Origin of the sequence: Saccharothrix tamanrassetensis, assembly GCF_014203665.1 — a bacterium.
Lineage (GTDB): Bacteria > Actinomycetota > Actinomycetes > Mycobacteriales > Pseudonocardiaceae > Actinosynnema > Actinosynnema tamanrassetense.
In genome coordinates this window covers 22,406-44,046 of sequence record NZ_JACHJN010000003.1, presented here as the reverse complement: position 1 = coordinate 44,046, position 21,641 = coordinate 22,406, and the positions used below count along the sequence as shown (strand labels likewise).

At 71.4% G+C, this 21,641-nt stretch carries 24 protein-coding genes; 10 read left to right on the top strand and 14 right to left on the bottom strand.

Annotation, left to right across the window (positions count from 1 at the left end; translation table 11 throughout):
- Positions 1-50 precede the first annotated feature (50 nt).
- The 8 genes from dhaM to FHS29_RS09285 all read right to left on the bottom strand — a co-directional run bounded on the left by dhaM (position 51) and on the right by FHS29_RS09285 (position 7,957).
- Positions 51-758, bottom strand: coding sequence for a dihydroxyacetone kinase phosphoryl donor subunit DhaM (gene dhaM, locus FHS29_RS09320; RefSeq protein ID WP_184690170.1), 708 nt, complete (start codon positions 756-758; stop codon positions 51-53).
- Positions 755-1,384 carry a dihydroxyacetone kinase subunit DhaL gene (gene dhaL, locus FHS29_RS09315; protein ID WP_184690169.1) on the bottom strand — a complete coding sequence of 210 codons (630 nt, stop codon included), beginning with the start codon at positions 1,382-1,384 and terminating at the stop codon, positions 755-757. Before dhaL ends, dhaM begins: the two co-directional genes overlap by 4 nt.
- Positions 1,384-2,385 carry a dihydroxyacetone kinase subunit DhaK gene (gene dhaK / locus FHS29_RS09310; RefSeq protein WP_184690827.1) on the bottom strand — a complete coding sequence of 334 codons (1,002 nt, stop codon included), beginning with the start codon at positions 2,383-2,385 and terminating at the stop codon, positions 1,384-1,386. Before dhaK ends, dhaL begins: the two co-directional genes overlap by 1 nt.
- A 56-nt stretch (positions 2,386-2,441) precedes the next feature.
- Positions 2,442-3,947: an aldehyde dehydrogenase family protein gene (locus FHS29_RS09305; protein WP_184690168.1), complete on the bottom strand. Its 1,506-nt coding sequence runs from the start codon at positions 3,945-3,947 to the stop codon at positions 2,442-2,444.
- Between the two features lie 68 nt (positions 3,948-4,015).
- Positions 4,016-5,011 carry a DUF3558 domain-containing protein gene (locus FHS29_RS09300; RefSeq protein WP_184690167.1) on the bottom strand — a complete coding sequence of 332 codons (996 nt, stop codon included), beginning with the start codon at positions 5,009-5,011 and terminating at the stop codon, positions 4,016-4,018.
- Positions 5,012-5,302: 291 nt separating this feature from the next.
- Complete coding sequence (locus FHS29_RS09295) at positions 5,303-5,551, bottom strand: hypothetical protein (protein ID WP_184690166.1); 249 nt, start codon at positions 5,549-5,551, stop codon at positions 5,303-5,305.
- Between the two features lie 11 nt (positions 5,552-5,562).
- Positions 5,563-7,248: a sodium:solute symporter family protein gene (locus tag FHS29_RS09290; protein ID WP_184690165.1), complete on the bottom strand. Its 1,686-nt coding sequence runs from the start codon at positions 7,246-7,248 to the stop codon at positions 5,563-5,565.
- Between the two features lie 307 nt (positions 7,249-7,555).
- Positions 7,556-7,957: a hypothetical protein gene (locus FHS29_RS09285; RefSeq protein WP_184690164.1), complete on the bottom strand. Its 402-nt coding sequence runs from the start codon at positions 7,955-7,957 to the stop codon at positions 7,556-7,558.
- A 142-nt stretch (positions 7,958-8,099) separates the two neighbouring features.
- Between FHS29_RS09285 and FHS29_RS09280 the strand changes: the two genes are divergently transcribed.
- From FHS29_RS09280 to FHS29_RS09270, 3 genes are all read left to right on the top strand, one after another.
- Positions 8,100-8,954, top strand: coding sequence for a hypothetical protein (locus tag FHS29_RS09280; protein WP_184690163.1), 855 nt, complete (start codon positions 8,100-8,102; stop codon positions 8,952-8,954).
- A 446-nt stretch (positions 8,955-9,400) separates the two neighbouring features.
- Positions 9,401-11,062 carry a hypothetical protein gene (locus tag FHS29_RS09275; RefSeq protein WP_184690162.1) on the top strand — a complete coding sequence of 554 codons (1,662 nt, stop codon included), beginning with the start codon at positions 9,401-9,403 and terminating at the stop codon, positions 11,060-11,062.
- A 13-nt stretch (positions 11,063-11,075) separates the two neighbouring features.
- Positions 11,076-11,348, top strand: coding sequence for a hypothetical protein (locus FHS29_RS09270; protein ID WP_184690161.1), 273 nt, complete (start codon positions 11,076-11,078; stop codon positions 11,346-11,348).
- Here FHS29_RS09270 and nucS read toward each other — a convergent pair.
- On the bottom strand, positions 11,345-12,004 hold the full coding sequence (gene nucS / locus FHS29_RS09265) for an endonuclease NucS (protein ID WP_184690160.1): 660 nt from the start codon (positions 12,002-12,004) through the stop codon (positions 11,345-11,347). The genes FHS29_RS09270 and nucS overlap by 4 nt on opposite strands.
- 56 nt (positions 12,005-12,060) lie before the next feature.
- Here nucS and FHS29_RS09260 point away from each other — a divergent pair, with 56 nt between their 5' ends.
- The 3 genes from FHS29_RS09260 to FHS29_RS09250 are packed head-to-tail and all read left to right on the top strand — an operon-like array spanning position 12,061 to position 14,482.
- On the top strand, positions 12,061-13,431 hold the full coding sequence (locus FHS29_RS09260) for an amino acid permease (protein ID WP_312864837.1): 1,371 nt from the start codon (positions 12,061-12,063) through the stop codon (positions 13,429-13,431).
- A gap of 2 nt (positions 13,432-13,433) precedes the next feature.
- Positions 13,434-13,970, top strand: a complete 537-nt coding sequence (locus tag FHS29_RS09255) for an NUDIX domain-containing protein (RefSeq protein WP_184690158.1) — start codon at positions 13,434-13,436, stop codon at positions 13,968-13,970.
- Entirely contained in the window at positions 13,967-14,482 is a 516-nt protein-coding gene (locus tag FHS29_RS09250) for a GNAT family N-acetyltransferase (protein ID WP_184690157.1), read from the top strand. The genes FHS29_RS09255 and FHS29_RS09250 overlap by 4 nt, the downstream gene beginning before the upstream one ends.
- A gap of 130 nt (positions 14,483-14,612) precedes the next feature.
- On the opposite strand, the gene FHS29_RS09245 is transcribed toward FHS29_RS09250, so the two are convergent.
- Entirely contained in the window at positions 14,613-15,386 is a 774-nt protein-coding gene (locus tag FHS29_RS09245; RefSeq protein WP_184690156.1) for an enoyl-CoA hydratase-related protein, read from the bottom strand.
- 56 nt (positions 15,387-15,442) lie between these two features.
- On the opposite strand from FHS29_RS09245, the gene FHS29_RS09240 reads away from it, so the two are divergent.
- Complete coding sequence (locus FHS29_RS09240; RefSeq protein ID WP_184690155.1) at positions 15,443-16,315, top strand: hypothetical protein; 873 nt, start codon at positions 15,443-15,445, stop codon at positions 16,313-16,315.
- Here FHS29_RS09240 and FHS29_RS09235 read toward each other — a convergent pair.
- On the bottom strand, positions 16,302-17,252 hold the full coding sequence (locus tag FHS29_RS09235) for a GlxA family transcriptional regulator (protein ID WP_184690154.1): 951 nt from the start codon (positions 17,250-17,252) through the stop codon (positions 16,302-16,304). The genes FHS29_RS09240 and FHS29_RS09235 overlap by 14 nt on opposite strands.
- A gap of 72 nt (positions 17,253-17,324) precedes the next feature.
- On the opposite strand from FHS29_RS09235, the gene FHS29_RS09230 reads away from it, so the two are divergent.
- On the top strand, positions 17,325-17,870 hold the full coding sequence (locus tag FHS29_RS09230) for a cysteine hydrolase family protein (RefSeq protein WP_184690153.1): 546 nt from the start codon (positions 17,325-17,327) through the stop codon (positions 17,868-17,870).
- Here the strand turns inward: FHS29_RS09230 and FHS29_RS09225 are convergent.
- A complete protein-coding gene (locus FHS29_RS09225) occupies positions 17,839-19,830 on the bottom strand; it encodes an ethylmalonyl-CoA mutase (protein ID WP_184690152.1) in 1,992 nt (663 codons plus the stop codon). The two genes, FHS29_RS09230 and FHS29_RS09225, sit on opposite strands and share 32 nt — an antisense overlap.
- Before the next feature lie 92 nt (positions 19,831-19,922).
- On the opposite strand from FHS29_RS09225, the gene FHS29_RS09220 reads away from it, so the two are divergent.
- Both FHS29_RS09220 and FHS29_RS09215 read left to right on the top strand, forming a co-directional pair.
- Positions 19,923-20,219: a hypothetical protein gene (locus FHS29_RS09220; protein ID WP_184690151.1), complete on the top strand. Its 297-nt coding sequence runs from the start codon at positions 19,923-19,925 to the stop codon at positions 20,217-20,219.
- A gap of 36 nt (positions 20,220-20,255) precedes the next feature.
- Positions 20,256-20,849: a DinB family protein gene (locus FHS29_RS09215; protein WP_184690150.1), complete on the top strand. Its 594-nt coding sequence runs from the start codon at positions 20,256-20,258 to the stop codon at positions 20,847-20,849.
- An 84-nt stretch (positions 20,850-20,933) separates the two neighbouring features.
- Here the strand turns inward: FHS29_RS09215 and FHS29_RS09210 are convergent, their stop codons facing one another.
- Positions 20,934-21,140 (bottom strand): helix-turn-helix domain-containing protein, encoded by a 207-nt coding sequence (locus FHS29_RS09210; protein WP_184690149.1) that lies wholly within the window; start codon positions 21,138-21,140, stop codon positions 20,934-20,936.
- Complete coding sequence (locus FHS29_RS09205) at positions 21,140-21,619, bottom strand: DUF2975 domain-containing protein (protein ID WP_184690148.1); 480 nt, start codon at positions 21,617-21,619, stop codon at positions 21,140-21,142. Before FHS29_RS09205 ends, FHS29_RS09210 begins: the two co-directional genes overlap by 1 nt.
- Between the last annotated feature and the right edge of the window lie 22 nt (positions 21,620-21,641).

Below are 21,641 nucleotides of genomic sequence, written 5' to 3'. Positions count from 1 at the left end.
CTTCACCATCCGGATCGAGCAAGGAACCGGTCAAGAGGCGCCTGAACAGCTCATTCGTCGAAGTCGCGGGCGGCGAGGGCGGTCACCCGGCGCAGGGCTTCGGGGGCGTCCGGCCCGGTCGCCGTGACCTCGACCCGCCCGCCACCCGGCGCACCCAGCCCCATCAGCGCGAGCACGCTGGTCGCGTCCGCCTCCTGGTCGCCGAACCGCACGACGACCCGCGCGTCCAGGCCGGTCAGGGAACGCGCGACCAAGGCCGCGGGGCGGGCGTGCAGACCGACTTCGTTGGTCAGCAGGACCTCCGCGCTCACACTGTCCACAGTGGACCCGTCTGCCGCCTCGGGCGTCCTCGCCGTCTCCGGCTCGGCGGACGAACCGACCGACTCGGCACCGACCGACGCGGCACCGGACGCGGCTGCGGCGACCTGCGGCAGGCCCGCGTCGCCCTGGGCCGCGACCGCAGCCGCGACCGCGCCCTCGACCAGGGGCGCGTCCACCACGAGCACTTCACCGGCGGACTCCTCGGCCGCCATCTCCGCGACCATCTTGGCGCTGCCCAGGTCGAACAGGACCACGACGCCGTCCCCGGTGTCGGCCTGCGAGATGGCCTCCGCGACCGCGAGGTAGTCCGTGCCCAGACCTCCGGAACCGTCACCGCCGGAGGGCACGATCCGGACGTCCGGCGCCATCTGACCGGCCAACTCGGCCACGCCGTCGGCCAGCGTCCCGCTGTGCGACACCACCACGAGCCCGATCACCGCGCACTCCCGGCCAGCGTGCGCAGCAGCAACGCCGTCGACCGGGCACCCGGATCGAGGTGTCCGGCACTGCGTTCGCCCAGGTAGGAGGCCCGTCCCTTGCGGGCCACCAGCGGCACGGTCGACTCGGCCCCTTGTTCGGCGGCCTCGGCCGCCGCCGCGAGCACCCCGGCGACGTCCCCGCCCGTAGCGGCAACGGACGAGGCAGCCGCCACCGCGGGCGTCAAGGCGTCCACCATCGTCTTGTCCCCGACGGCCGCCTTGCCGCGCGCCACCACGCCCTCCAGCGCCGCCCGCAAAGCCCCGGCCACCGCGCCCGCGTCCAACTCCGCCGCGTCGCCGACCGAGGTGGCCGCCCGCAGGAACGCCGTCCCGTACAACGGGCCGGCCGCCCCGCCCACCACCGAGATCAACGTGGTGGCCGCCGACTTCAGCACCGCACCGGGAGTCCCCGGCACGTCACCGTCCAACTTGGACACCAAGGCGGTGAACCCCCGGTTCAGGTTCTCGCCGTGGTCGCCGTCGCCGATCTCCCGGTCGAGCCGCACCAGCTCCTCCCGGTGCTCGGCGACGACCCGGGCCACCGCCCGCAACGCCTCCGCGACCCGCTCCGCCGTGCACCCCATCAGAGGCCCCACCGCAGCGCGGCCGTGCGCACCGGCGCGTCCCACAGCTCGACCAGTTCGTCGTCCAGCTTGAGCAACGTCAGGCTCATGCCCTGCATCTCCAGACTGGTGATGTACGGACCGACCAGCCGCCGCCGCACGGTGATCCCGCGCTCGGCGAGCAGCCGTTCGGCGATCCCGTGCGCCAGGTACAGCTCCAGCAGCGGTGTGCCGCCCATGCCGTTGGTGAACAGCAACACCCGGTCCCCCGCGCCGAACGGCAGGTCCCCCAGGATCGGGTCGAGCAGCGCGGGCACCAACGAGTCGGCCGGCCGGACCGGCACCCGCTGCCGTCCCGGCTCGCCGTGGATGCCGATGCCGAGTTCCATCTCGTCGTCGGCCAGCGTGAAGCTGGGCTCGCCGGCGTGCGGCACGGTGCACGGCGCCAGCGCCAGCCCCATCGACCGGACCTGACCGGCCACCTTGCGCGCCAACGCCTCGCAGCCGTCCAGGTCCACCCCGCGCTCGGCGGCGGCCCCGACGATCTTCTCCAGCAGCACGGTCCCGCCCACGCCGCGGCGGCCCGCCGTGTGGAGCGAGTCCTTCACCGCCACGTCGTCGTCGACCACCACCGACCGGACCTCGATGCCCTCGGCGGCGGCCAGTTCGGCGGCGGTCTCGAAGTTCAGCACGTCGCCGGTGTAGTTCTTCACGATCAGCAGCGCGCCCGCGCCGCCGTTGGTGCGCTGCACCGCCGCCAGCACCTGGTCGGGCGTCGGCGAGGTGAACACCGCGCCGGGGCACGCCGCGTCGAGCATCCCCCGTCCGACGAACCCGGCGTGCAGCGGCTCGTGGCCCGATCCGCCGCCGGAGACCACCGCGACCTTGCGCGGCACGGGCGCGTCGACCCGCACCACCACCGCCGGGTCGTACTGGACGTCCAGCAGGTCGGCGTGCGCGAGTTCCATGCCGCGCAGCGCGTCCGCCACCACGGTCGCCGGATCGTTGATGATCTTCTTCACGGTGACCTCCATCGCCGATGGTCACCACCTTCCTACCCCAACCGGTGGGGGCACGCTCAGCGCCCGTAGAGCACCTTCACCAGCCGCAAGACGTGCTTGATGGTGCGCGGACCGCGGTCGTAGGTCATCGGGTCCAGCGCCGCCGCGAAGCGCTTCCGGGTCACGGCGTGGGCGTAGGCGAACTCGCGCAGCCCGTCCTCGCCGTGGATCCGCCCGAACCCGGAGTCGCCCACCCCGCCGAACGGCAGGCCCGGCACGGACGCGTACGCCAGCACGGAGTTCACCGACACCATGCCGCAGCGCAGCCCGGCCGCCAGCTCCTCGCCCCGGTTGCGCGAGAACACCGTCGCCCCCAGGCCGTAGGGCAGCGAGTTGGCCCGCCGCACGGCCTCGTCCGCGTCGGCCACCCGGCTCACCACCAGGGTCGGCCCGAACGTCTCCTCGGTGACCGCCGTGGAGTCCTCCGGCACGTCCACCAGCACCACCGGCCCGACGTACGGCGGCCGGATCGACTCCAGACCGCCGACCACCGCGCGACCGCCCCGTTCCAGGGCGTCGGCCACGTGCGACCGGATGACCTCCACCTGGCGGGGCATGGTGATCGGGCCGAAGTCGGCACCCGGCTCGCCGCCCGGCTTCAGCTTCCCGGCCTTCTCCACCACGATCCTGACGAACTCGTCGTACACCGCGTCCGCGACGTACACCCGCTCCACGCCCGCGCACGTCTGGCCGGCGTTGAACAGCCCGCCCCACACCGCGCCGTCGGCCGCCGCGGCGACGTCCGCGTCCTCGGCGACGATCAACGGGTCCTTGCCGCCGCACTCGACCAACACGGGCGTCAACGTCGCGGCACAGGCCGCCATGACCTTCCTGCCGGTCGAGGTGGACCCGGTGAACGCCAGCTTGTCCACCCCGGAGGTGCACAGCGCCGCGCCGGTCTCGCCGAACCCGGTCACCACCTGGAACACCGGGTACTCCGGCACCGCCTCGGCGAACGTGTCGGCCAGGAACACCCCGACGCCCGGCGTGTACTCGCTCGGCTTGAACACCACGGCGTTGCCGGCGGCCAGCGCGTACGCGATCGACCCCATCGGGGTGAACGCCGGGTAGTTCCACGGCCCGATCACGCCCACCACGCCCAGCGGCCGGTACTCCAGCGTCGCCGCGTGGTTGTACATCAGCATCCCGGGTTTGACCTTGCGCCTGCCCAGCGTCTTCGGCGCCTGCCTGGCCGCCCAGTGCAGGTGGTCGACGACCAGGGCCAGCTCGGTGCGCGCGTCGTCGGCGGACTTGCCGGTCTCCGCGCTGATCAGGGCCTGGAACTCGGCCAGCCGGCGGACCAGCAGCTTGCGCCACGCGTCCAGCCGGGCCTTGCGGCCGTCGAACCCGAGGTCCGCCCAGAACGCCGCCGCCACGCGCCCCGACTCGACCGCCGCGCGCACCTCGGCCTCGCCGTGCACCGGGTGGTGCGCGACGACCTCGCCCGTGCGGGGGTCGAGCGAGGCGAACCGCTCCTGCTCGTCATCGGGCCGCAGGGGCTTGGTGGGAGCGGTCTGCGTCATGGGGCCCTCCAAGGCGCACGAAGGTGTTACTGAACAGTAACGGGTAATCGCGCGGGATGTCAGCCCCGTCAAGCCCGGGGGATCTTGGGCAGCAGCCCCTTCGCGAACGCCACCGCCACCGCGCACCGGTCGAACTCGGACTTCTTCGGGCCGGCCGACTTCACCTCGACCAGCTCGCCCTCCTCGCCGGTGTTCATCCGCTGCACCCACTTCACCGAGCACGACGGGTAGGCGCCGGTGTTCGCCAGCTGGTAGCCGGTGACCCCGCCACCGAGGTCCACATCGGTCTGCTTGGCGTCGAACTTGCGGTCGTTCGGGATGTAGGTGGCCCGCAGGTCGAGCGTGATCTCCTTGTCGCTGCCCACCCAGGAGCAGTTGTGCAGCCCGTACGGGAACATCCGGCTGCCCGCGCCCACCGCCGCGTCCACCACGGCCGGGTCCACCAGCACGCACGGGTCGAGCGTGACCAGGGAGTCCTTCGGCGGCGACTTCACGCCCACCCGGTCCTTGAGCGCCTTCACCACGGACTCGGCCACCTTGCGGCCGGGCGCGCACGCGTCGCCGTCCTTGTAGCCGATCTGCACGGTCAGCCCCAGCGCGGGCTTCTCCTGCGTGATCACCGAGACGAAGCACGCGCTGGTGTCCAGCGTCTGCTCGTAGCTCTTGAGCCCCGCGAGCTGCTTGTCGGCGTTCTTCAGCTCGGTGGTCATGGTCTGGCCGATCTCGATGCTGACCGCGAGGTCCTTGCCGTTCTTGTCCTCCATGAAGTTGGAGCACCGGCTGTACCCGGTGGACGAGGTCTCGCCGGGCGTGCCGAGCTGTTCGAGGACCTTGCGGTCGAGCAGCTTGCACGGGTCCACCAGGCGCAGCTTCTCGGCGGCGAAGGCCGGGTCGACCGGCTGCCCGTCCGGCACGTTCGTCGGCGCGGGCCCGGTGGTCTCGGTGACGTTCTCCGCCTGCGCCTGGATCGTGCTGCGCGGGTACGGCTTGTGCTTGGCGAGATCCGCGCCGGCGCAGCCGGACACGACGAGGAGCGCGCAGAGGACGGCGACGAGGCGGGGCACGGGAAGCACGGTAGCGATCGCCTGCGCCATTCGTGGCAGGAACCCTGTGTTCGACCTCACCACAGCCATCGGGAACGATTCAGAAGATCGACGCGCTGTACCGGGTGAACCCCATCGAGAGGAGCACCGAGTGCGCGAGCGCTTCCGCCGCACTGTCCGCTGGCTCGACGCCTGGACCGTCGAAGCCTTCAACCCCGTCTACCCGCGCCGTTAGACACCCTTCGGGCGCCCGCTCCGTCAGGCGCCCTCCCAGGCAACCGCGCCGTCGGGCACCCTCACGGGTGCGTGCCGTCAGGCGTCCTCGCGGGCGTCCGACGCGTCCGGCACCACGATCGGGCGCAGGATCGCCCAGGTGGCGAACAGCGCCGCCAGCGCCGCCATCCCGACGCCGGACCACAGGTTGATGTTGAGCCCGTCGGACTTGGCCAGGTCGGTCTCGTCGGTGAAGCCGAGCCCGACCACCGCCAGCACCACCCCGTACACCCCGAAGAGCACCGCGATCACCAGTCGCAGGTCGAACAGACCGGCCTTGTGCGCCATGACGACCTCCCTCAGCCGAAGACGATGTTGAGCACCAGGGTCAGCGCCAGCACGCCGATCCCCAGCAGCACGGGCGAGCGGTACCAGCCGGCGTCCTCACCGGTCGCGGAGTGCCGGCGGGACTCCTTCGGCGTCAGGCTGTAGACCAGCCCCACCAGCCGCTCCTCCGGCACCGGCCGGGTGACCATGGTGACCGCGACGCTGACCAGGATGTCCACCGCGAACGCCGCGCCCGCGCCGACGAAGCTCGCGCCCTGGCCGGGCAGGTCCACCACGCCGGTCTCGGCCAGCACGAACACCAGCACCGCCGCGAGCGTGCCGGCGACCAGGCCGATCCAGCCCGCCGCCGCCGACATCCGCTTCCAGAACATGGCCAGGATGAACGTGGCGAACAGCGGCGCGTTGAAGAACGAGAACAGCGCCTGGATGTAGTCCATGATGTTGCCGTAGCCGGCGGCGAGGAACGCGGTGCCGATCGCGACCACCGTGCCGCCGATGGTGGCCAGCCGGCCGATCCGCAGGTAGTACTCGTCCGGGCGGTCCTTGCGGATGTAGTCCTGCCACAGGTCGTAGGTGAAGACCGTGTTGAACGAGGACACGTTCGCCGCGACACCGGCCATGAACGACGCCAGCAGACCCGTGATCGCGATGCCCAGCATGCCGTTGGGCAGCAGTTCGCCGATCAGCGCGGGCAGGGCGTTGTTGTAGGCGATGCCGGAGCTGTCGTCACCGGCCTTGAGCGCCGCCATCTCGGGCACGACCAGCGCCGCGATGATGCCGGGGATGATGACCACGAACGGGATCAGCGCCTTGGGGTACGCGCCGATGATCGGCGTGCGCCGGGCGGCGGACATGCTCTTGGCCGACAGCGCGCGCTGCACCTCGGCGAAGTTCGTCGTCCAGTAGCCGAACGACAGCACGAAACCCAGGCCGAACACGATGCCGATCACGCTGAGCACCGGGTTCTGGATGCCGGTGAGCTCGGTCGCGGGCCACGCGGACAGCTGCTCGGAGCCGCCGGGACCGGCCGTCACCTTGTCCACCAGGCCCTGCCAGCCGCCGACCTTGTGCAGGCCGACGATGGTCAGCGGAAGCAGCGCGGCGACGATCACGAAGAACTGCAACACCTCGTTGTAGATGGCCGCGGAGAGGCCGCCGAGCGTGGTGTAGGTGAGCACGATGAACGCGGCGATGACCACCGACAGCGGGATCGGCCAGCCGAGCATGAGGTTGAGCAGGAACGCCAGCGCGTACAGGTTGACGCCCGCGATCAGCACCTGGGCGACCGCGAAGCTGATGGCGTTGACCAGGTGCGCGCCCTTGCCGAACCGGCGGCGCAGGAACTCGGGGACGCTGCGGACCTTGGAGCCGTAGTAGAACGGCATCATCACCAGGCCGAGGAAGACCATGGCCGGGATCGCGCCGATCCAGTAGTAGTGCACGGTCGCCATGCCGTACTGCGCGCCGTTGGCGGCCATGCCCAGCAGCTCGATGGCGCCGAGGTTGGCGGAGATGAACGCGAGGCCGGTGACCCAGGCGGGCAGGGAACGGCCGGAGAGCAGGAAGTCCAGGCTCGACGACACCGAACGCCGGGCCAGGAAGCCGATTCCCAGGACGAACGCGAAGTAGATCGCGAGGAGCGCGTAGTCGAGCGGACCGGCGTCCAGCCGGAGATCCGCTTCGGCGAGTACGGGCACCGTCGCCCACCTCCCTATTAAACAAGGTCCAACAACAGCGGACACTACCGCACAGCCGATCAAGCCGACCGTAGTGCACGCGGCGCGACTTCGCCGATCTGAGCCACCCGTGGTGGAACCCCTTGGTGTCGCGCGTGCTGCCGGACCCCATTGCGAGATGGTCGACGCTCGCCGCCATCGCGCGCGACGTCGATTGCACGGCTCGTGAAACGTGCGCGGAAACCGGCCGGCCGACCCGGACCGGCGGCTACAGCCGGCCGGTAGGTGCCCGTCGATCGGCAGGTCGCACGAATGGCCGATCAGCGCGTCAGCGCGTGAGCACGAACGGGGTGTCCGCGTAGAACGGCCCGGAGGTCGCCCCGATCACGAATTGCGTGCCGGGCGGCGAATCCTGGAACGAATCGGGCACCTTCACCAGCACCCCGGCGAACCGCCCGGCGCCGTCGGTGGTGGCGTCCCCGACCCGCTCCCCGTGGAAGGTGAAGACGACCCGGCTGCCGGCCGGGTACCCGTCCCCGCTGAGCCGGACCTCGCCACCGGCCTTGCCCGCCTTCGGTTCGGCGGCCAACTGCGCGGCGGACGGCGAGGCGACCGTGGAACCGGCCACCACCGGCACCGGCGACACCCCGGACTTCCCCGCACAGCCCGTGAGCAAGGCGAACGGAACAATGACCAGGGCGACCACCGAGCCGGGTCTTCGATCGGGCACAACGCCTCCATTTGCCGGGCCGTCAGCGTATATCGCCGATTCCGCCCTGCCACGCGGCCGAATGGCGTACAACGGGATCGCCCGGTGGACTGTCGCGAGGATTTCTCGGATAATCACTCGTGTACCATTCACGTGCGTCCGAGTGACCATTCGGCAGGCCGATCCGGAGGCATCGTTGGACGCGTGGCGACCCGTGCACACCACACGGCACCCCGGCGGCTGGGCGCTGGTCGAGCCGCGCCACGCCCGGATCCGGTCGTGGAAGCTCCGGACAGCCCGGATGGAGCCCGGCCTGCTGGTGCCCGCGGGCGCGTTCTGCATGATCCTCTACCTGCCGTTCGCCGTCCTCCTGGGGCCTTACGGCACCCTGCTGACGCTGACGCTGGGGATCCTCACCCCGGTGGTCCTCCACCAGCACTCGAAGCGCCAGGCGGCGCGCGCACTGGGACCGCACTGGCGGACGACCGAGGTCTTCGCCGCCCACTTCCGCGACCTGCCGGAGAGCCTCACCCGACTGGTGGACGAGATGGTGCGCAGTCTCGACGGCATGTGGGACAGCCGCGCCGCCCGCGCCGGCTGGCTGGCCGTCGGCAAGCTCCACGACGCGCACTCGGCGGTGTGGCAGACCGCCCTGTTGCTGCTGGACACCGTGGACGAGCACGCCCTGCTGCGGGAATCGGCGCGGTACGACGAGCTGAGCCCGCTGGTGGCGGCGAGGGCCGCCGAACTGGCCGGCACCGGGTCGGTGGTCGCGGACGTCGCCGGGCAACTGCGCGAAGCCTGCGCGAAGGTCGCCCGGCTCGACGCGGTGATCATCGCCGAGGAGGACCGCCGCAACCGGGAGCACCACATCGCGACGCTGGAACGGCAGCTGACCGGCGGCACCGGCCGCGTCGCCCGCCAGAGCGTGCCCCCGGTGTGGCAGGACGCGCTGGACGCCATCCACGCTTGTCTCGACGGCGCGCTGACCGTGCTGTCGATCGGCCGGCGCGGGTAGCCGGCACGAGGCGACACCCGACCCGCACCGGCGCTCGTACCCGGTCGGGGCATACAGCGACAGCCGGACCGGGCCGATCAATAGAGAATCGCACCGGACCGGCGGCAGCACTCGGAGTACATAGCCCATCCATGTATTCGGCGCGCCGACGGAATACGGCGTCGATCCGAAGCGATTCCGAGCAGCTCTCGGCGATTACCGGGCCACGGTGCCCGATTACTGCGGCGAACTTCGCCTGTGCGTCACGTTAGAATAACGACCCGACCCCGACCGGAGGTGACGTGTATCAATTGGCCGCCGGCCCGACGATTCCACCACCGCAAGCCGGATGAGCGCAGTCGGTCCGGCCCGACGGCAAGGGGAGTGGTGTGGCGATGGGACGCCGAGGGGCTGTCGGCTTACTGGCCGTACTCCTGCCCGTTCTCCTGCTCGGATACGGGTCGACCATGAACTCCACGACTTCGACGGTGGTGCACGTCCTGGTCGGGGCGATGGCCGCGGCCGTGGCGTTCTGGAAGCTGAAGCCGCTCGACCAGGCGAGCGTCGACGCGCCGGCCACACCGTTCGGCTCGGCACCGCAGGTCGAAGAAGACCAGGTGCGGAAACTGCTGAGAAAAGCCGGCAAGGCCGATTCGCCGACCGCGGTCCAGGCCAAGTTCTTCGCTCTGGTCATCGCGTCGCCCGCCGAGGTCCGCAAGCGGATCGTGGAGAGGTACCGGCTCGACGAACGCACCGTCCGGCAGACCGTGACGATCGAGGTCCAGGTCCCATCGCAGTTCCGCGCCTCGGAGAAGGACGCCGGCGAGGATTTCTTCTACTTTCCCCTGTTCGCTCCGCAAAAGGGGAAGCTGCTGGACAACTGGCAGATCTACGACGGAGCCGGCGAGGAACTGCCCAGCCTCAACTACCGCGAATACCTGCTGATCGCGGTCCGGGTGCTCAGGCTCCTCCTGGTGAGCGCCTGTGGCGGTGCGCAGAACACCCCGAGCGGGCTCACCCCGGAAGCCGAACGCGTCGAGCACGAAGTGGTCCGGACACTGCTCCGCAGGCACACGAAGAACGAGCCGCTCGACCCGTCGTCAGTGCTGACGGCGGCGAACAGCATCCGACGACTCACCGCTCCCCGGAACGGGAACGCCGAAAAGGCCGGGCAGGCCCGGGAACTCGCCGCGAAGCTGGTGGAGAAGATCGGGGGCCGCTACCTGGTGGTCGCCGTGCTCAGCCCAGACCGGGACGGCCGGTTCATCGCCAAGTACGAGCAGACGCTGATCCCCGACCTCGAACTGGCCCACGAGCGCAAGTGGATCAGCTCGCTGGTCGGCAGCAAGTCGGTCGCCCTGGGTGCGCGCCCGATGAACCTCACGGTGGGCATCGAGAACGCCAGCACGTGCGACACGTACCACCTGATCGTCGAAGGATCCGAAGGCTCCTACCTCGGTCGCCAGGAAGTGGTCGAGATCGAGGAGACGCTGAAGACGACCGCACGAGATGCGCCCGGCAGGCCGCACGCGAGGTTCCGGCAGCGGCTGGGGCAGCCCTACGGCCACTTCTACGTGCGCTACTTCCCCGAGCCGGCCGGCACCGAACGGCCCCAGGTCCGCTTCCAGTACTTCGAGGTCCCGCCCGGCTCGCTGCTGCGCGCCGCGGTGACCGCCGTGGCGAGCTTCTTCCTGGTGTGGGTGATCGGCGTCGCCACCAAGAACCTCGGCCGACCGGGGTTCGACGAGCCCACCGACGCCCCGGCGGTCCTGCTCGCCTTCCCCGCGCTCGCGGCCACCTGGCTCGGTTTCGAACGACGCGGCAGCCGACTGGTGGAAGGCACCTTCCTGGCCCGCATGGGGCTGCTGACGACCGCTTTCGTCTCGATAGCCGCAGCGGCGGTCTTCATGCTGCACCGGGTCGCGCCGAACGACTTCACCTGGCACCAGCTGCCGAAGGACTTCACGTTCCTGTGGCTCTCCGACGTCACGTGGGTCGCGCTGGTCGCCGTGGCCCTCGCGAACGCGGTGGTCGTCTGCTACCGGTACGTCGTCGAGACCTGGCGCTATTGCCACCTGTCGAGCCGGCCACAGGAGCAGAACAACATTTCCCGCAGCTGGACGTCCTGAAAGGAACACCGAAATGGTCAACTACCCGGTCACCATCCCCCGTACGTCCCGGCTGCTCGCGTTCGGGGCCGAGGGCACCGCGCCGCAACCTCCGCTCGACGCCGCCGTCGCGCACTTACCCAAGCGTGCTCCGGGCTACTACGTGATGCCCGGGGACTGGCCGACCGAGGTGACGCGGGACGAGCTCACCACCGAGCAGGTCTACGACGTGCTCGACCTGTTCGACGACGTCTACGAGGTGGCCATGAGAGGTCTGCGGGACACCGGGAAGCCCGAGGCGGACTAGAACAGCCGGAACTCGTCGGACTCGATGCCGCGCAGGGCGTCGTAGTCCAGGACCACGCAGCGGATGCCGCGGTCCTCGGCCAGGGTCCGCGCCTGCGGCTTGATCTGCTGGGCGGCGAACACGCCCTGCACGGGCGCCAACCGCGGGTCGCGGTTGAGCAGTTCCAGGTAGCGGGTGAGCTGTTCGACGCCGTCGATCTCGCCGCGGCGCTTGATCTCGACCGCCACGGACCCGCCGGCCGCGTCGCGGCACATCAGGTCGACCGGGCCGATCGGGGTGGGGAACTCGCGGCGGACCAGGGTCCAGCCCTCGCCCAGCGTCGTCACGTGTTCGGCCAGCAGCTTCTGCAGGTCGGCTTCGACGCCGTCCTTGACCAGGCCGGGCTCCGGGCCCAGTTCGTGCTTCGAGTCGTGCAGCACCTCGGCCAGCGTGATGATGAGCTTCTCGCCCGCCTTGTTCTGCACCACCCACAGGTCCGGGTCCTCGATGAGCCAGCACGGCGGGCTCATCCAGTTCAGCGGCTTGTACGCGCGGTCGTCGGAGTGGATGGAGACCGAGCCGTCCGACTTGATCAGCAGCAGGCGCTGGGCCATCGGCAGATGGGCCGTGAGGCGTCCGACGTAGTCGACCTGGCAGCGAGCGATGACTAGGCGCACGGCCGACAGGCTACGGGGTGCGAGCGCCGAACCACCGGCAGGTACCGTCGGGCGTCGTGTCACTCCTGCGCACCAAGCCCGTGGAACGGATCGCCGACGAGGGCGCGCACACGTCGTTGCGGCGCTCGCTCGGCCTGGTGCCGCTGATCGCCCTCTCCGTCGGCGCGACGCTGGGCACCGGGATCTTCGTGGTGCTCGGCCAGGCCGCGCCGGTCGCCGGGCCGGCCGTCGCGGTGTCGTTCGTGGTCGCCGGCCTCGCCGCGCTGTTCTCCGCGCTGTCCTACGCCGAGCTCGCCGGCGCGGTGCCGGTGTCCGGGTCGGCCTACTCCTACACCTACGCCACGCTCGGCGAGCTGGTCGCGTGGGTCTGCGGGTGGTGCCTGCTGCTGGAGTACGGCGTGTCGGTGGCGGCGGTCGCGGTCGGGTGGAGCGGGTACCTCAACGCCTTCCTGGACGCCACGCTGGGCGTGCGGCTGCCGGAGGCGCTGTCGGGCGGCGTGGTCAACCTGCCCGCCGCGGTCGTCGTGCTGCTGGCGATGGGCGTGCTGCTCGGCGGGGTCAGGGAGAGCGCCGCGGTCACCACCGTGACGACGGCCCTCAAGGTCGCCGTGCTGGTGTTCTTCGTGGTGGTCGCGGTGTTCGGGTTCCGGACGCAGAACCTGACGCCGTTCGCGCCCGCCGGGATCGCCGGCATCACCGGGGCGGCGTCGTTGGTGTTCTTCTCCTTCATCGGCTTCGACGCCGCGTCCACGGCCGGCGAGGAGGCGAAGAACCCGCAACGGGACCTGCCGCGCGCCATCGTGATCTCCCTGGCGATCGTGACCGTCGTGTACGTGCTGGTGGCGCTGACCGCCGTGGGCGCGGCCGGGGTGGACGTGCTCACCGGATCGGACGCCTCGCTGGCGACCGTGCTCCAGCAGCTCACGAACCAGAGCTGGCCCGCGACGGTCCTCTCGGCGGGTGCGGTGGTCGCCATCGCCTCCGTGGTGCTGACCGTCCTGTACGGACAGACGCGGGTGCTGGTCGCGATGTCCCGCGACGGCCTGGTGCCCAGGGTGTTCGCCCGCGTCGGCCGCCGGCGGGTGCCCACGGCGAACACGCTGATCGTCGGCGTCGTGGTCGCGGTGCTCGCCGCGCTGGTGCCCCTCGGCCAACTCGCGGAAGCCACCAGCATCGGCACGCTGGTGGCGTTCGGGCTGGTCAACATCGGGGTGATCGTGCTGCGCCGGACCCGGCCGGACCTGCCACGCGGGTTCCGCACGCCGTGGGTGCCGGTGGTTCCGCTGCTCGGACTGGGCATGTGCGCGCTGCTGGTGGCCGGGCTCGCGCCCGCCACGTGGTCGGCCTTCGGCATCTGGTCCGTGGTGGGCTTGGTGGTGTACTTCGGGTACGGACGGCGCCACTCGGCGTTGGCACAAGGAGAGTGATCGTGGAGACCCTTGGATCGCGTGAGGTGTACGCGAACCCGTGGATGACGGTCCGCGAGGACCCCATCCGGCGGGCGGACGGCACGACCGGGATCTACGGCGTGGTGGACAAGCCCGACTACGCGCTGGTCATCCCGCTGGACGGGGAGCGGCTGCGGCTGGTCGAGCAGTTCCGGTACCCGCTGGGCATGAGGCGCTGGGAGTTCCCCCAGGGCACCGCCCCGGAACGGGCCGAGGAGGACCCGTTCGCACTGGCCGAGCGCGAGCTGCGGGAGGAGACCGGTCTGCGCGCCGGGAAGCTGGTGGAACTGGGCCTGCTCGACGTCGCGCCCGGCATGACCAGCCAGCGCGGCCGGGTCTTCCTGGCCACCGGGCTCACCGAGGGCTTCCACGAGCGGGAGCACGAGGAGCAGGACATGCGCTCGGCGTGGTTCCCGCGCGCGGAGTTCGAGGCGATGATCGCGCGCGGCGAGATCACCGACGCCCAGTCGATCGCCGCCTACACCCTGCTCCTGCTGCACGAGCACGCCCAGCCGTGACCGAGATCGTGGAGCTGCTGTCCGCCGACGTGCCGGCGGACGCCGAAGAGCCGGCCGAAGTGCTCGGCGACGCCGTGGCGGACGGTGCGTCCATCGGCTTCCTCGACCCGCTGCCACGCCCGCACGCCGTGTCGTGGTGGCGGGCGCGGGCGGCGGCCGTGGCGAACGGCGTGCCGGCGGTGTGGGTCGCCCGCACCGGCGGCCGGGTCGTCGGCACCGTGCAGGTCCGGTTCGCCTCCGCGCTCAACGGCACGCACCGCGCCGAGATCGCCAAGCTCGTCGTGCTGCGCCGGATGAGGGGCTGCGGCCTCGGCCGGGAACTGCTGGCCGCTGCCGAGAAGGGCGCGGCGGACCGCGGTGCGACCCTGCTCACCCTGGACACCCGGACCGGCTCCGCCGCCGAGTCGCTGTACCGGTCGGCGGGCTGGACGGAGGTCGGCGTGATCCCGGACTACGCGGCCGACCCGGACGGCACCCTGCGCCCGACGACGTTGTTCTACAGGAGGATCTGAGCCCACCCGGTCCGACCGCACCATCGTGCCCGACTCGGCGCTCGCCGTGCCGGCGCAGAGGCCCCCGAACGACACCGCGGCTCCCGGCCCCGAAACGACACACCAGGGGCCGGGAGATCGGATCCGGGGTCTAGTCGGCCCACTCCGCTGAGCGCTTCTCCAGGAACGACGCCATGCTCTCCTTCGCGGCCGGGGTCTGCGAGGCGGCGGCCATCACCTCCAGCGCGATGGCGTAGGCGTCCGCCTCCGGTCGGTCCAGTTGGGCGTACAGGGTCTGCTTGCCCAACGCCTTGCTGGCTCGGCTGCCCCTGGTGGCGCGGCGCATCAGGTCGTCCACGGCCTCGTCCAGTTCGTCGGCCGGCACCACCCGGTTCACCAGCCCCCACTGCTCGGCGGTGCGCGCGTCGATCGCGTCGCCGGTCAGCGCCAGCTCCATCAGCCGCTTGCGCCCCACGGCCCGCGCCACCGGTACCGCCGGGGTGTGGCAGAACCAACCGGCTTTGCCGCCGGGCAGCGCGAACCCCGCGTCCTCGGACGCCACCGCCAGGTCGCACGAGGCGACCAGTTGGCAGCCCGCGGCGGTGGCCAGGCCGTGCACCCGCGCGATCACCACCTGCGGTACGGACTCGATGGTGCGCATGAGGTCGGTGCACAGGGTGAGCAGGTCACGGACGCCTTCCAGGTCGCGGGCGGCGACGTCGGCGAAGTCGTGGCCGGCGGAGAACACCGGGCCCTCACCGGCCAGGACCACGCCCGCGGCGTCGGTGGCGGCGATCGAGCGGAACGCCGCCAGCAGTTCGGCGAGGTGGTCGGCGGACAGCGAGTTGCGCTTCTGCGCCCGGTCCATCGTGACGCGGACGACGTCGTCCGCCCGTTCGACGCGAATGTGCTGGTATTCGGCCATGTGCCGACCGTAGTGGGCGGTGCAACCGCGCGCTCGGGGCACTCCGTCCTGGCGGTATGAGACTGCGAGTGCTCGCGTTGGCCGTGCTGCTCACCGGCTGCGGGACCGCCACCCACGGCGACGGTACGCCCGGCGGGCAGGTGCGACCGGCCGCCCCGCCGCCGGCCGACTTCCCGGTGGCGGCGTCGCCGAGGCCGATCGTGCTGGTCGGTCCGGTCCTGGCGGTCGTGGACGGGTTCGCGAGCGGTGACGAGAAGCTCGGGTCGCACAGCGGCGCGTTCGAGTTCGCCGGACCGCACCCCGCCACGCCGGAGCCCGCGCGGGTCACCCTGCCGGACGGGCCGGCGACGCTGCCGTTCATCCCGGTGGCCGACGCGCTGGGGGCGATGGCCCGGCAGGCGGAGGTGCCTGCGGCCGGTCCGCCCAGCGCCACGCCGCCGACCACGACGCCGGGTGCCGGGACGACCACCGCGCCCGCGCCGCCGGTGAAGCTGGTCGCCGTCGAGTTCGGCAGCGCCGAGTTCCCCACCGACCGGGGCCGCCGGGCGCTGCCCGCGTGGCGGTTCACCACCGAGGCGGGCAGTGTCGTCGCGTGGCCCGCGTTGCGGCCGGACGCGTTCTGGAAGCCCGGCGAGGTCCGCCCGGCGATCGTCGCGGGCCCGGCGAGCGGCACCGGCGCGGACCTGACCGTGCCCATGGCGTCGGCACCCGACCCGTGCCCAGGTGACGCGCCCGCGCGCAACGAGCCGGTGGTCGCCGAGACCCGCACGGCCGTGGCGGTCTCGCTGCGCACGATCGGCACGGTGGGCGACTGCCCGCGCACCCTGGTGCTGAAAACCCAGCCCTACCAGGTGAAGTTGGCCGAGCCGCTGGGCAACCGGCTGCTCGTGGACGGCGACGGCGGCGTCATCGCCGTCACGACGCCGTAGGCACGCGGAAAGTGCGGCGGTAGGCATCCGGCGCGACCCCGAGCTCGGCCCGCAGCCGCCGCCGCAGGTTCGCGGCCGTGCCGAGACCGGATCGTTCGGCGACCCGGTGCACCGGCAGGTCCGTGGTCTCCAGCAGTCGTTGCGCGAGCAGCACCCGCTGGGCCTGGAGCCACCGCCCCGGCGTGCTGCCGGTGGCGGCCAGGAACACCCGGTGGAACGTCCGCTCGCTCAGCCCGGCGTGCCCGGCGAGGTCCGGGACGCCGATGGGTTCGGCCAGCCGGTCCACCGCCCAGTCCACAGTGGACGAAACGCCTCCCCGGTGCGCCTTGCGCGGCAACGGCGGCTCGACGTACTGGCGTTGGCCGCCTTCCCGCGTCGGCGGCATCACCAGCCGGCGGGCCAGGGCCGCGGCCACGTCCGCGCCGTGCGCCCGACGCACCAGGTGCAGGCAGAGGTCGAGTCCCCCGACGACCCCGGCGGAGGTCAGCACGTCGCCCTGGTCGGCGAACAGCACGTCCCGCAACACCTTCGCGCGCGGAGCCCTGCCCTCCAGCGCATCCAGCAGCCGCCAGTGCGTGGTCGCCTCCCGGCCGTCCAGCATTCCCGCCTCGGCCAACGTGAACGCACCGGAGCACAACGCCGCGACCGTGCCGTCGAACGCCCGCAACGCCTTCACCACGCTCCGCGGCACGTCCGCGAGCGGGTCCGCCCGCCCCGGCACGACGACCAGATCGCACCCGCGCAACCCGGAGAGCCCGTGCGTGGCCGGGACGACGCCGAGCGGTTGCACCGGAGTGGCCACCCGTCCCGGCGCGCACAGCCGCAGCTCGAACGGCCCGACCCCGGAATCGGCCCGGTCCACCGCCCACACCTCGCCGACCACCGAGATGTCGAACACCCGACTGCCGGGCAACACCAGGACACCCACCGTGCGCATGGCAGGAATGTATCGGATCGCGCCGCTTCTGCCACTCCCCGGAACGGTCCCGCGCGCACCACCATCGACGTCATGACGAACACGGCACTGGTCATCATCGACGTGCAGCGCGGCTTCGACGATCCGGCGTTCGGCAACCGCAACAACCCGGATGCCGAGGGCAACATCGCCGCTCTGGTCGACGCCTGGCACGGCCCGCTCGTGCTGGTACGGCACGACTCCACCGAGCCCGGCTCACCGCTGCACCGCGGCCAGGACGGCAACCGGTTCAAGCCCGAGCTCGACGACGCCGTGCCCGACCTCGTCTTCGCGAAGAAGGTCAACTCGGCGTTCCACGGCGAAGCGGACCTGCACGCGTGGCTGACCGATCGCGGCATCACCCACATCGTGCTCGCGGGCATCCAGACGAACATGTGCGTCGAGACCACCGCCCGCGTCGGCGGAAACCTGGGCTACCGCGTGGAAGTGGTCGTGGACGCCACGTTCACGTTCGACCTGGAGGACCTCACCGCCGACCAGCTCGCCCGAGCCACCGCCACGAACCTGCGCGGCGGCGGCTTCGCCGAGATCGTGTCCACGAAGGACGTCACAGACCGTTGGCTTCGCGCACCACGGTGACGATCTCGTCCATGATCTGGGTCAGCTCGTAGTCCTTGGGCGTGAACACCCGGGCGATGCCGCGTTCGCGGAGCTTGTCGGCGTCGTCGGGCGGCACGATGCCCCCGACGATGACCGGCACGTCACCGGCCCCCGCCGCCCGCAGCCCGTCGACCACCGCCGGCACGACCTCCAGGTGCGAGCCGGACAGGATGGACAGGCCGACCACGTGCACGTCCTCCTGCACCGCCGCTGCGACGATCTGCGCCGGCGTCAGCCGGATCCCCTGGTACACGACCTCGAAACCGACGTCGCGCGCCCGGACGGCGACCTGCTCCGCGCCGTTCGAGTGCCCGTCCAACCCCGGCTTGCCCACCAGGATCCGCAACCGCTCGCCCAGCTCCTCGCCGGTCGCCCGGACCCGTTCCCGCACCCGGGCGATCTCCGCGCCCGACTCACCCGACGCCGATGCGGCGGAAACCCCGGTGGGCGCGCGGTACTCGCCGAACGCCCCGCGCAGCGCGGACGCCCACTCGCCGGTCGTCACCCCGGCCCGGGCACACGCGATGGTGGCCTCGACCAGGTTCCGGTCGGTCTCGGCCGCCGCCCGCAAAGCGTCCAAAGTGGACTCGACCAGGGCGGTGTCGCGGGACTCGCGCCACTCCCGGATGGCGTCCACCGCGCGCTGCTCCACGACCGGGTCGATGGTCTCGATCGCCTGGGCGCCCTCGACCTGCAACGGCGACGGGGCGGTGGTGGTGAACTTGTTCACGCCCACCACGACGTCCTCGCCGGACTCGACCCGCCGCCGCCGTTCGGCCAGCGACGACACCAACGCCGACTTCATGTACCCGGACTCGACGGCCGCCACCGCGCCGCCCATCGCCTGCACGCGGTCGATCTCGGCCCGCGCACCGGCCAGGATCTCGTCGACCTTGGCCTCGACGACCCGGGAACCGTCGAAGATGTCCTCGTACTCCAGCAGGTCCGTCTCGTAGGCCAGCACCTGCTGCATCCGCAGCGCCCACTGCTGGTCCCACGGCCGGGGCAGGCCCAGGGCCTCGTTCCACGCGGGCAGCTGGATCGCGCGGGCGCGGGCGTCGCGGGACAGCGACACCGCGAGCATCTCCAGCACGATCCGCTGGACGTTGTTCTCCGGCTGGGCCTCGGTCAGCCCCAGCGAGTTGACCTGCACGCCGTACCGGAACCGCCGGTGCTTCGGGTTCTCGATGCCGTACCGGTCGCGGGTGATCTCGTCCCACAACCGGACGAACGCCCGCATCTTGCACATCTCCTCGACGAACCGCACCCCGGCGTTCACGAAGAACGAGATGCGCGCGACCACCTCGCCGCGCCGCTCCTCGGGCACCTGCCCGGAGTCGAACACCGAGTCCAGCACGGCGATCGCGGTGGACATCGAGTAGGCGATCTCCTGCGCCGGCGTCGCGCCCACCTCCTGGAGGTGGTACGAGCAGATGTTGATCGGGTTCCACTTCGGCACGTTCGACACGGTCCACGCCACCATGTCGGTGATCAGCCGCAGGCTCGGGCCGGGCGGGAACACGTAAGTGCCCCGGGACAGGTACTCCTTGATGATGTCGTTCTGCGTCGTGCCGGACAGCGCGGCGCGGTCCGCGCCCTGCTCCTCCGCGACGCTGACGTACAGCGCGAGCAGCCACATGGCGGTCGCGTTGATCGTCATGGACGTGTTGGCCTCGGCCAGCGGGATCCGGTCGAACAGCTGCCGCATGTCGCCGATGTGGCCGATCGGCACGCCGACCTTGCCCACCTCGCCCTTGGCCAGCTCGTCGTCGGGGTCGTAGCCGGTCTGCGTCGGCAGGTCGAACGCCACGGACAGCCCGGTCTGCCCCTTGGCGAGGTTGCGGCGGTAGAGCTCGTTGGACGCGGTGGCGCTGGAGTGGCCCGCGTAGGTGCGCATCACCCACGGGCGGTCGCGCTCACCGTCGGCCGGGTACGGCACGGCAACCTCCTACGAGTTCGTCCCCCGTAGCGTACTGACGAGTAACACAGCCGCCGGCGTGCCGTTGCTCACTGAATCGGTGCCGGAGGAGCATGGACGCCGTGACCGCGCTCACCCAGACCCTGCTCCTGGTCGTGGTCCTGACCGCCCTGGCGCTCGTGCTGCGCTGGGCGTTCGGCAACGACCGACGTGCCGTCCCCGATTACACCGGAGAGGACTTCGGCCTGCTCAGTGAAGTGGCCGCGGTACCCACCGGCGAGGCCGCGGACGTCCTCGCCGGACGCCTGCGCGAGGCGGGCATCAGGACCACGGTCGTGCGCCGCGGCGACATCCACCGCCTGCTCGTGTGGCCCGCGGACGCGGCCGACGCCAAGCTCCTGCTCCACTGACCCCGGACTGTCGTACCCGCCTGGGATGCTGCCCCCATGACCGGACCGGAAGCCAAGGCGGACCTCCAGCACTACCTGGACACCGCCCGCGACGCCCTGCTGTGGAAGCTCGACGGCCTGTCCGAGTACCACGTCCGCCGACCCCTCACCCCCACCGGCACCAACCTGCTGGGCCTGGTCAAGCACCTGGCCGGGGTCGAGGCGGGCTACTTCGGCGACACGTTCGGCCGCCCGTTCCCCGAGGACCTGCCCTGGATGTCGGAGGACGCCGAGCCCAACGCCGACATGTGGGCGACCGCCGACGAGTCCCGCGAGGACGTCCTCGCCCTCTACCGCCGAGTCCGGTCCCACGCGGACCGCACCATCGACGAACTGGACCTGGACGCCCCCGGCAGCGTCCCGTGGTGGCCGGAGGACCGCCGCCGGGTGACCCTGCACCGCGTCCTGGTCCACCTGATCGCCGAGACGAACCGCCACGCCGGCCACGCCGACATCGTGCGCGAGCTGATCGACGGCACCGCCGGCCTGCGAGCCGACAACGACAACCTGGCCGGGGGCGACGAGCCCTGGTGGGAGGACTACCGCGACCGCCTGGAGCGGACCGCCAGGGAGGTCGGCGACCGGGCGTGACCCCTTGACCGGCGGCGCGGAGCACGACCGCGGCGAGCGCCTCGGCGGATCAGGGCGTGCTCCCCGCTCCCGTGCCGCGTCCCGCTATTCCTCGACCCACTCGAGCAGGTCGCCGGGCTGGCATTCGAGCACCCGGCACATGGCTTCCAGGGTGCTGAACCGGACGGCCTTGGCCCGACCGTTCTTCAGCACCGCCACGTTCGCCGGCGTGAGCCCGACCCGCTCGGCGAACTCCCCCACGCTCATCTTGCGCTTGGCCAGCTCGACGTCGATGCGCACCACGATCGGCATCAGATGACCGCTTCCAGGTCGGACCGCAACGTGGTGGCCTGCCGCAGCAGCGCACGCATCACCACCATCAACAGCCCCACCACGGCGACCCCCACCGTCATCAGGAACAGCTGGATCGGCAGGCCGGGGTCACTGGCGTTGAAGCCGACGTAGAGGAACACCCCCGCCAGCACCACCCACCCGGCGGCGACGGCCCACACGATCGCGTCCACCCACACCAGGGACGCCTGGCTGAAGATCCGGTCCTTCTTCACCAGGGTGAGCAACTTCCAGGTGGCCACGACCACCACCTGGGCGCACAGCACCCAGAACACCGACACCGCGGTCATGGGCCACCTCAGGTACGCCATCTCCGGGGCTTCCCGCGCCATGTGCGCGAACTGCCCCGGCAGCGACATGACCTGGAGCAGGACCAGCACCCCGAACAGCACCACGAGGAAAACCCGGAGTGGGACCACCACTCGACGCTCTGCGAACATGCATCGAGTATCGCTAGCTACC